At 66.3% G+C, this 10111-nt stretch carries 8 protein-coding genes and 1 pseudogene; 5 read left to right on the top strand and 4 right to left on the bottom strand.

The genetic code is table 11. From position 1 onward, the window contains the following. The first annotated feature begins 303 nt into the window (after positions 1 to 303). The 3 genes from ACWDTP_RS34240 to ACWDTP_RS34230 all read left to right on the top strand — a co-directional run bounded on the left by ACWDTP_RS34240 (position 304) and on the right by ACWDTP_RS34230 (position 2285). Positions 304 to 723 carry a hypothetical protein gene (locus ACWDTP_RS34240; RefSeq protein ID WP_450027669.1) on the top strand — a complete coding sequence of 140 codons (420 nt, stop codon included), beginning with the start codon at positions 304 to 306 and terminating at the stop codon, positions 721 to 723. Positions 724 to 1054: 331 nt separating this feature from the next. Further along, entirely contained in the window at positions 1055 to 1312 is a 258-nt protein-coding gene (locus tag ACWDTP_RS34235; protein ID WP_450027668.1) for a hypothetical protein, read from the top strand. A gap of 10 nt (positions 1313 to 1322) precedes the next feature. Further along, a complete protein-coding gene (locus tag ACWDTP_RS34230; protein WP_450027667.1) occupies positions 1323 to 2285 on the top strand; it encodes a hypothetical protein in 963 nt (320 codons plus the stop codon). 59 nt (positions 2286 to 2344) lie between these two features. Here ACWDTP_RS34230 and ACWDTP_RS34225 read toward each other — a convergent pair whose 3' ends face one another. The 4 genes and pseudogenes from ACWDTP_RS34225 to ACWDTP_RS34210 all read right to left on the bottom strand — a co-directional run bounded on the left by ACWDTP_RS34225 (position 2345) and on the right by ACWDTP_RS34210 (position 5821). Beyond that, positions 2345 to 2773 carry a hypothetical protein gene (locus tag ACWDTP_RS34225; RefSeq protein ID WP_450027666.1) on the bottom strand — a complete coding sequence of 143 codons (429 nt, stop codon included), beginning with the start codon at positions 2771 to 2773 and terminating at the stop codon, positions 2345 to 2347. A 460-nt stretch (positions 2774 to 3233) separates the two neighbouring features. Then, on the bottom strand, positions 3234 to 3764 hold the full coding sequence (locus ACWDTP_RS34220) for a hypothetical protein (RefSeq protein ID WP_450027665.1): 531 nt from the start codon (positions 3762 to 3764) through the stop codon (positions 3234 to 3236). 42 nt (positions 3765 to 3806) lie between these two features. Beyond that, positions 3807 to 4370: pseudogene (locus tag ACWDTP_RS34215) on the bottom strand (cyclodehydratase); the annotation flags it as partial. Positions 4371 to 4405: 35 nt separating this feature from the next. Further along, entirely contained in the window at positions 4406 to 5821 is a 1416-nt protein-coding gene (locus tag ACWDTP_RS34210) for a zinc-dependent metalloprotease (RefSeq protein WP_450027664.1), read from the bottom strand. A 91-nt stretch (positions 5822 to 5912) separates the two neighbouring features. Here ACWDTP_RS34210 and ACWDTP_RS34205 point away from each other — a divergent pair, with 91 nt between their 5' ends. Continuing rightward, positions 5913 to 6947: a YlbL family protein gene (locus ACWDTP_RS34205; protein ID WP_450027663.1), complete on the top strand. Its 1035-nt coding sequence runs from the start codon at positions 5913 to 5915 to the stop codon at positions 6945 to 6947. A gap of 109 nt (positions 6948 to 7056) precedes the next feature. After that, positions 7057 to 10059 carry a UPF0182 family protein gene (locus ACWDTP_RS34200; protein WP_450027662.1) on the top strand — a complete coding sequence of 1001 codons (3003 nt, stop codon included), beginning with the start codon at positions 7057 to 7059 and terminating at the stop codon, positions 10057 to 10059. The last annotated feature ends 52 nt before the right edge of the window (positions 10060 to 10111 follow it).

Here is a 10111-nt window from a genome sequence, read left to right as displayed (position 1 = left end):
TGCGATCACGTGAACGATCTGCTCGATACCTACACGGGCTGAACGGCTCTCACAGCCCCTACACGCTCATGCCCGGCCATTGGCCACCAGGGCACAGCAAACGCTCGTCAGCGTGGCGCACAGGCCCAGCAATGGGCCGCCGAGCGTCGCTCACGGGGCCGTCTGATGCCAGGGCATCCACCCCGCCCCTATCGATCCTCACCAAGGGCGGCCAGCCCGTCTGACAGTCAGTGTGCTAGCAAAGAAATCTTGGTCAAATCACCCAGGATTGGCTCTCGCTGCTGGTCAGCACGGGTGCGGTTCATGTTGAACCTTACCTTTTCCGTACCTTTTGTATCCCTTTCTGTACCTTACGACTACCTTTTGGAGTGTAAATTGCCTCGTAAGAAAACCGCAGCCGAGAAGCTGCGGGAACAACTCACCCAAGCGCTGCGTCGCGTCTCCGAGGAACTCCACGGTGATCCTGATCGTCTCGATTGGGATGAGCGGGAACAACAGCACCTAGCCGCTGCGGAAGCTGCTGCCGATCTGGCCGATCTACTCGGTGTGCAACTGCTCGATCCCGAGCTGACCACGTCGCAGTTGATCAAGCTTGCCGCTGAGAGGCGTATTCAGCTCAAGTCGGTGACCGATCATGTCGGCGCCCTGTCGATCTGGGGCGAGATCCCGAAATCAGAGCGCCATGTGAAGGCAGGCCAGACCCGCATGAGGAGCGTCAAGTGACCTTTCAGAAGCCGAAGCCTGAACCTGATCTCACCGACGCCCCGTTGTGTCCCGACTGTGGTGCGGCGGCCAAGCCGAGCCGCGTCTACCCTTCGTCCCCTGAGCCTTGGCGGTGGCAGTTCCTGTGTTATTGCGAATTCAGGCATCTGTGACCTTCCAGAAGCCGAAGCCGACGAGCAAACGGCTACACCCCACGAACTGCGTCGAGTGCGGGTGCGTCCTTCCGACGCACATCCAGCATCCGGGTTTCGACGTGCCGCCGTCACCGTGGCGGGTCGATGAATGTCCCGGATGCTTTTTCGGCACCGACTAACCAACTAGGAGAACAGCTATGGCTAACAACGTTGACGACATCGCCCGTAAGTGGGCGGACAAGTTTCCGCCCGCACCGCCCGCCGAACCGGTCGTAGCGGAACCGGTAGAAGAGCCTGCCGTGTCCGACCATCACATCCCGAACGCGGGCAATCAGCCCGATGTGTCTGACGAGGTGCTGGCTGCCCTCGCTGCGCAGGGTCAGGGACCCGAAACATTCGACCAAAAGAACCAGCGGTTGGCGAAAATGCTCCAGCCGCAAACCCTCTGGAACTAGTAGGAGACCAATGTTTATCAACCGAATGAGCCCCAGTACCGAGTGGACCTCGCGGGTCGGCGCTATCCGTGCCCTGGCGGGGATCGGCATCGAGATGCCGCCGGAGTATCACGCCGTCCTGGAGCGTCACAAGGCGTTCACGGCGCTGCAGACACCGGTGCGGGACCGGCTCACCGAGGCGGTATTGGATGGCGGCGATGCTGACCTTGGCGCGCTGCGGGCCGGTGCCATCGCGGAGGGCGTCGCCACCAAGGAGCTGGCTGATCATGTTCAGGCTGCGGTGCGGGGCCGGTGTCGCCAGATTCAGGACTCCGTGGCGGCCGATCACTACGCCGAGGTTGCCCGCCAGTTTGACGTTGCTGCGGCAGCCTTCCAGAAAGCGCATGCGGTCATCTCCCCGGAGACTGATCCGGCGGATATCGTTGCCGCTGACGATAAGACCCGCAAAGCCTACCTGGACGGTAAGGCAGCGGCCGAAACGTTGTCGCGGTTGGTCCCGCTGCTGGGTATCGCCGCGGAACTTTGTGGCGCCGAACGGCCCCATGCTGGCGAACCGCAGTCCTCGAACGCTCATGTCACCGGCATCAACCAGCTGCAGTTGGGCTTGTGCGTCGACGCTGAGGGTGCGCATTGCCGCCGCCTCTGGGAAGCCTGGGATTCCGCCGGTGCGCAGACCGGCACCCAGTGGGCGGCGCTGGCTGAGCTTGACGGCGTGCAGATCCGCGCCGTTGATCTGGAGAGCTACCGGCCGCAGCGGACGCCGAAGCAGCTGCTTGAACGCCGCGAGACCGTCCATGATGGCGAGGTCATAGACCACGGCAACGGTACGACCCACACCCCGGCAGCCCGCACCATCACCCGCATCATCGACCCCGAGGACCAAGAGGTTCCCGCGTGGAACGATGTGGACGGCGCGTTCAAACCCGTGCAGCCGCCGGGCCGGATCGCCGATCCATTCGAGTCGCACGCCTAGACCCTGCATGAAAGAACCCGCGCCATCCTCTCTATGGCGCGGGTTCTTCTCGTTGTTACTCAGCGCTTGTCGGCCTCGTTTATCTGCTCCACTTCGTCGGCGGCAGCGGCCAGCGCTTCGGCTAGTTCCCGCGCCGCCTCTGGCAGGCTGGCGCCAGAGGCGGCGACCGTCGCGCACAGTTCAATCCGCCCCGTGGCACCATGCTGGACGCCCTCCACCCGCGCGTGAACGTCGGTCTCCGGCGAGCTGGTGAGTCTGCGGAACACCGCCTCGTCGTAGCAGTCGTGGCTGAAATTCGTTTCCCACGGCCCGACCTGCACGCCCTTCGGTTCCGGCCCGGCCCATGCGGCTTTGTGGTTGGCGATGATGTTTTGACAGGCGTGCCTGAGTGCAATATCGGCAAGCTCGGTGGGACTGTTTTTCGCCGCTTGCAATGCGGAGACCTGCTCGCGGGTTAGCCACTTTTCGTACTCCAGCCATTCCGTCATGTTGGCGATTGTGCGCGGAGATCTTGAATGCCAGTGGCGAATGGCAACAACTCACTGTCGGCATGGCGGTATCCAGATCAGCGCGCCACACTCCCGGCAGCAGTAGGTCCGATGGCCCGAATACCCCTCGGAGCACAAGCAGGGCATCCAGCCGACCAGCACCCGGTTAGGTCCTAGGCGGTGCCCGTTGGGGCAGCACTTGGGGGCGCGCTCGGTGAACATCTTCGAACAATAGTTCGATGGAACCGTGAACGCGTCACCGTGCGTCTAAACGGGGTATGCGTACGGTTCCCGAGATTGATGTAGAGCTGCGGATGGCCGCCGTGATCCGTTCTGCCTGCCGCCGAGGCGGTGATCCGCTGCCTGATATTGGTCGCGTGGATGCACTGCTTGATGAGCGCCTGACTGCACAACGAGAAACCCCCGGCTGATTGGCCGGGGGTTTCGGGTCGGTCGGGGTTCAGCTTGTTTCCGCTGCATCACTGAACACGGGCGTGGTCGGCGCATATCGCTCCCTGGCTGCATCGGCTTCGGCCTCGTTGACGGCCGCTGTCAGCGCTTCGGCCAGCAGACGGGCGGTGCCGAGGTCGAGGAATTCGCCGTCGATACCACCGATGCTGAGGTGGATCTCCCGCTTAATCCCGTCCTCGCGCTGCACCCCGTTGATTTCGACCAGCATCTCAGCGGAGCCGGTCGCCCAGCCAAGGTCGTCGTCCCGATGGGCTGGGATGGTCCAGGCGGTACCGAAGAACCGGCGCAGCGGCGCAACGCCATCGTGCTCCAGGCTCCAGCGGTCGACCTCGGTAGCGCCCGCCGGGTTGGGGCCATCCCAAGAGTCCAGGAATTCGGCAAGGATTACGTTCTGGGCGGCGTACCTGCGGGCCGCGCGCTCCAGGCGGTCGGGGGTTGCCGCAGGGTTGGTGGCCATCGTCTCCATGCTGTGGAGCTGGTCGGCGGTCAGTTGGTCGGTGTGGTCGCGCCAGTCGGTCATGGTCTGCTCCGTTCTGCCAGGTAGTACCCTCTAGTAACTACTCAGGCAGCTGGTGACGCCCGGGATGACCAACGGTCCGACCAGCCCGGTGCCGTCGCGGACCCGGACCGGCAGATGCGCCACCCGGGCCAGGTGCAGTTCGCGCAGCACCTGGGGTTCGGTGACGAGAAAGTCGGCCAGCACCACCAGATCGGTGCCGTCCGGCGGGGCCGCGGCGTGTGGGGTGGCCGCACACCGGACCCGCGCGCCCGAACAGCGCAGCGCGCCGGCCAGCAGGTCCGACAGGGGGCCGCGTCCGTGGATCCGGATCGACGCCGACCGGGTCCGCCGCGGCGGCGCGGCGAGCAGGCCGGCCCGGTCGAGCGCGGCGATCAGCTCCTCGACCGCCGACTCCGGCACGGCGCCCAACTGTGCGGCGGCCGTGTGCAATTCGGATCGCGTGGCGCCGCTCTGCACGGTGCGCAGCAGTTCGGCCAGCTGGGCCTGGGTCATGCCGTGCGGCGGCCGCACCAGCACCGCGCGCCGGGGATCCCAGCCCACCTGTACCGCGCCGTCCGGTCGAACCAGCACCGGGCGGTCGGCTGTGAGGACATAACGTGCCGCCATGCTGGGACTCTGCCACGGCGAGCGGGTGCGGCGTTCTAGTTATCCACAGGCGGGGATCCGTCGCCCTTGTCGCCCTTGTCGTCCTGTTCTTTCTCCAGGTCGGCGATCGCCTGTTCGAAGGCGGTGTCGATGCCGCTGGTGTCGCCGCCGATCATCCGGTCGATGAAACCGGCCGGTTCGTCCAGGTCGGACGCGCTCGGCAGCAGGTCGGGGTGCTGCCACACGCCGTCGCGGGTGTCGGCGCCGACCGCCTCGGTCAGCCGCTCCCACAGGGCCGCGGCCTCGCGCATCTTGCGTGGCCGCAGTTCCAGGCCGACGAGGGTGGCGAAGGTCTGCTCGGCCGGTCCGCCGGTGGCGCGGCGCCTGCGCAGCGTCTCGGCCAGCGCCGAGGTGCCGGGGATGCGGTCGCCGAGGGCGGCGGTGACGACGGTCTGCACCCAGCCCTCGATCAGGGCCAGCATCGTCTCGAGCCGCTCGAGGGCGGCGGTCTGCTCGGGGGTGGCCTGCGGCTCGAACATGCCCTGGCTGAGCAGCTGCTCCATCTTCGACGGGTCGCCCAGCGAGGCCGGGTCGATGCCGCGGGCGAGGTCCTCGATGCCGGACATGTCGACCTTCATGCCGCTGGCGAAGGCCTCGACGGCGCCCAGCAGCTGGCTGCGCAGCCACGGCACATGGCTGAACAGCCGGTGGTGGGCGGCCTCACGCGCAGCCAGGAAGGTCAGGATCTCGCTGCGCGGGCGTTCCAGTCCCTCGGCCAGCGTGTCGATCGCCTCGGGCATCAGCGCGGCGACCCCGCTCGGGCCGAGCGGCAGCCCGATGTCGGTGGAGGTCAACACCTCCCGGGACAGGGTGCCCAGGGCCTGGCCGAGTTGTGAGCCGAACGCCATGCCACCCATCTGCGACATCATCGCCAGCAGCGGGCCCGCCATGCTCTTTGCTTCCTCGGGCAGCGCAGAGGCCCACACCGTCGAGATCTGGGCGGCCACCGGATCGCACAACCGCTTCCAGGTGTCGAGGGTGTTGTCGAGCCAGTCGCTGGGCGTCCAGGCCACCGCCTTGGTGCTGCCCGCGGGCAGCGGGGTGACACCGTCGAGCCAGGTCTCGGCCAGGCGGACGGCGTCGGCCACCGCGCCGCTGGTCTTCTCGGGAACCGGGGCGACGAATCCGATCGAGCTGGAGGCCAGTTGGCGGGCCAGGTCGTAGTTGACCGGCCCGGACTGCTGGCCGCCGGCCATCGCGCCGCCCGCGCCGCTGAACATCTCGCCGAGCTTGGTGAAGATCTGCCCGAGATCGCCCATGTCGAAGTTGGATCCGCCCATCCCGAGGCCGAAGGGATCCGCCCCCGGACCAGGTCCGGAGTTGCCTGGGCCGGATCCCGGTCCGGGATCCTTTTTGGGCTTGTCTCGGTCGGGGTCGTCCCCGGCGGAGAAGCCGAAGGGCAGGTCAGCCATGCCCCCAACGGTACTCACCGCGGGACGCTCGCGTGACCGCGCGGGTCACGCTGTCAGTGAACTCCCGCGCACAGGCCTTACTGTTGGCGGCGTGAACAGGCGGATTTTGACGCTGCTGGTTGCGCTGGTGCCGATCCTGGCGTTCGGCGTGCTGCTCTCGGTGGTGAAGGTGCCCTTCGTGTCGTTGGGCCCGGGTCCGACGTTCAACACGCTCGGTGAGGTCGAGGGCAAACAGGTGGTCGATATCAAGAACACCGGCGGGGCCCCCGAGGTGCACCCGACCTCGGGACATCTGAACATGACGACGGTGTCCCAGCGTGACGGTCTGACGCTGGGGCAGGCGCTCGCGCTGTGGATGTCCGGGCGCGAACAGCTGGTGCCGCGGGACCTGGTGTACCCGCCGGACAAGTCCAAGGACGAGATCGACGAGGCCAACACCGCCGACTTCAAGAACTCCGAGGACAGCGCCGAGTATGCGGCGCTGTCCTACCTGAAGTACCCGATGGCCGTGACGGTGCAGAACGTCAGCGATCCCGGCCCGTCGGCGGGCAAGCTGGCCGACGGCGACGCCATCGACGGGGTCAACGGCAAGCCCGTGGCCAACCTCGACGAATTCCAGACGCTGTTGAAGGCCACCAAGCCCGGCGACAAACTGGTCATCGACTACCGCCGCAAGAACGCCCCGGCCGGCGAGGCCACCATCACCCTCGGCGACAACCCCGACCGCGACTACGGATTCCTCGGGGTCGGGGTGCTCGACGCGCCGTGGGCCCCGTTCGACATCGATTTCAACCTGGCCAACATCGGCGGCCCGTCGGCGGGTCTGATGTTCAGCCTGGCCGTCGTCGACAAGCTCACCACCGGTGACCTCAACGACGGCAAGTTCGTCGCCGGCACCGGGACGATCACCGGCGACGGCGAGGTCGGGTCGATCGGCGGCATCACCCACAAGATTCTGGCCGCGCACGAGGCCGGCGCGACGGTGTTCCTGGTGCCCGCCGACAACTGCACCGAGGCCCGTTCGGCACCCCAGGATGGACTCGAACTGCTCAAGATCCAGACGCTCACCGAGGCCGTCGATTCGCTGAAGACGCTTTCCGCTGGTGGCGAACCTCCGCGCTGCTGAGCCGGGCCGGGCCGCAGCCGGCCCGCGGATGGCTAGAGTTGTAGAAAATCGGACGGGCCGCATCGTCGGCACGCTACGAGTCCGCCGGACCTGAGACTGGAGTTGACGAGTGGGTATGCGGCCCGCGGCAAGGATGCCGAAGCTGACGCGACGAAGCCGGGTTTTGATCGGACTGGTCCTGGTGGTGGTGTTGTTGCTGCTCATCGGGCCGAGGTTCATCGACACCTACGTCGACTGGCTGTGGTTCGGCGAGATGGGTTACCGCTCGGTGTTCACCACGGTGCTGTTCACCCGGATCGTGGTGTTCCTGGTGGGCGCGCTGCTGATCGGTCTCGTGGTGTTCGCCGGCCTGGCGCTGGCCTACCGCACCCGCCCGGTGTTCGTTCCGGCGGCCGGGCCCAACGATCCGGTGGCGCGCTACCGCACCACGGTGCTGTCCCGGCTGAAACTTTTCGGCATCGGCGTTCCGGTGTTCATCGGTCTGCTGGCCGGCATCGTGGCCCAGAGCTACTGGGTGCGGGTGCAGCTGTTCCTGCACGGCGGCGACTTCGGGACCACCGATCCGCAGTTCGGCCTCGATCTCGGGTTCTACGCGTTCGACCTGCCGTTCTACCGGCTGGTGCTCAGCTATCTGTTCGTGGCCACGTTCCTGGCCTTCGTGGCCAATCTGCTGGGGCACTACCTGTTCGGCGGCATCCGGCTGACCGGGCGGACCGGTGCGCTGAGCCGGGCGGCCCGCATCCAGCTGATCAGCCTGATCGGCACTCTCATCCTGCTGAAGGCGTTCGCCTACTGGCTGGATCGCTACGAGCTGCTGAGCAACACCAGGGCCGCCAAGCCGTTCACCGGCGCGGGCTACACCGACATCAACGCGGTGCTGCCGGCGAAGCTCATCCTGTTGGCCATCGCGGTGATCTGTGCCGCCGCGGTGTTCTCCGCGATCGTGCTGCGCGACTTGCGGATCCCGGCGATCGGCGTGGCGCTGCTGCTGCTGAGCTCGATGGTGGTGGGTGCGGGTTGGCCGCTGATCGTCGAGCAGTTCAGCGTCAAGCCGAACGCGGCGCAGAAGGAAAGCGAGTACATCAGCCGCAGCATCAGCGCGACCAGGCAGGCCTACGGGCTGACCGAAAAGTCGGTGACATACCGCAATTACGAGAACACCGGACAGACGACGGCGGCCCAGGTCGCCGCGGACCGGTCGACCACCTCCAACATCCGGCTGCTCGACCCGACGATCGTCAGCCCGGCCTTCACCCAGTTCCAGCAGGGTAAGAACTTCTTCTTCTTCCCCGATCAGCTGGCCATCGACCGCTACGCCGGCCCGGACGGCAACCTGCGCGACTATGTGGTCGCGGCCCGTGAGCTCAACCCGGACCGGCTGATCGACAACCAGCGGGACTGGATCAACCGGCACACCGTCTACACCCACGGCAACGGGTTCATCGCCTCCCCGGCCAACACCGTGCGCGGTATCGCCAACGACCCGAACCAGAACGGTGGATACCCGGAGTTCCTGTCCAGCGTGGTCGGTGCCAACGGCAGCGTGGTGTCGCCGGGGCCGGCCCCGCTGGATCAGCCGCGGGTGTATTTCGGCCCGGTGATCGCCAACACCCCGGCCGATTACGCGATCGTCGGCAAGAACGGCGACACCGACCGCGAATACGACTACGAGACCAACACCGAGACCAAGAACTACACCTATCAGGGCAGTGGCGGGGTTCCGGTCGGTAACTGGATAGCCCGGGCGGTGTTCGCCGCGAAATTCGCCGAGCGGAACTTCCTGCTGTCCAACGTGATCGGCGACAACAGCAAGATCCTGTTCAACCGCGACCCGGCCGAGCGGGTGGAGGCGGTGGCGCCGTGGCTGACCACCGACACCAGCGTGTACCCGGCCATCGTCAACAAGCGGATGGTGTGGATCGTCGACGGCTACACCACCCTGGACAACTATCCGTATTCGGAGTTGACCACGCTGTCGAGCGCCACCGCCGACTCCAACGAGGTGGCGGTCAACCGGTTGGCTCCCGACAAGCAGGTGTCCTACATCCGCAACTCGGTCAAGGCCACCGTCGACGCCTACGACGGCACGGTGTCCCTGTACGCGCAGGACGAGACCGATCCGGTGCTGCAGGCCTGGATGAAGGTGTTCCCCGACACGGTCAAGCCCAAGGCCGACATCAGCCCGGAGCTGCAGGCGCATCTGCGCTATCCGGAGGATCTGTTCAAGGTGCAGCGGGCCCTGTTGGCCAAGTACCACGTCGACGATCCGGTGAAGTTCTTCACCAACGCCGACTTCTGGGATGTCCCGCTGGATCCGAACCCGACGGCCAGCAGCTTCCAGCCGCCGTACTACATCGTCGCCAAGGACATTGCCAACAACGACAATTCGGCGTCGTTCCAGCTGACCAGCGCGATGAACTGGATCCGGCGTGACTTCCTGGCCGCCTATGTCAGCGCCAGTTCGGACCCGTCGAACTACGGCAAACTCACCGTGTTGACGATTCCGGGCCAGGTCAATGGTCCCAAGCTGGCGTTCAACGCGATCAGTACCGACACCGCGGTGAGCCAGGACCTCGGTGTGATCGGGCGGGACAACACGAACCGGATCCGGTGGGGCAACCTGCTCACCCTGCCAGTGGCCGATGGCGGATTGCTCTACGTCGCACCGGTGTACGCCTCGCCGGGTACCAGTGACGCGGCATCGTCCTATCCGCGTCTGATCCGCGTCGCGATGATGTACAACGACAAGGTCGGCTACGGTCCGACGGTCGGCGACGCGCTGACCGAGATCTTCGGGCCCGGTGCGGGTGACACGGCCACCAACGTGGCGCCGACCGACAGCCGGCCGCAGGCCGCGCAGACTCCGGTGGGCACCGAGCCGCCCGCTGCGCAGCCGCCTGCCGAGCAGGACGGCCGGGCGGCGCAGCCTCCGGCGGCCGTACCGCCCGGTGCGCCGGTGCAACTGTCCCCGGCCAAAGCGGCCGCGCTGCAGGACATGCAGTCGGCCATGACCGGGCTGCGGGATGCACAGCAGAGCGGTGACTTCGGGAAGTACGGCGAGGCGCTGCAGCGGCTGAACGACGCGATGCAGAAGTACGACAACGCCAAGTAGGTTCCTCCCGCGAGCAGACGCAAAACTGCCCAATTTCCACGGAAATTGGGCA

The sequence above is a fragment of the Mycobacterium sp. NPDC003449 genome, assembly GCF_053588415.1.
This window is presented reverse-complemented; position numbering and strand designations above follow the sequence as displayed.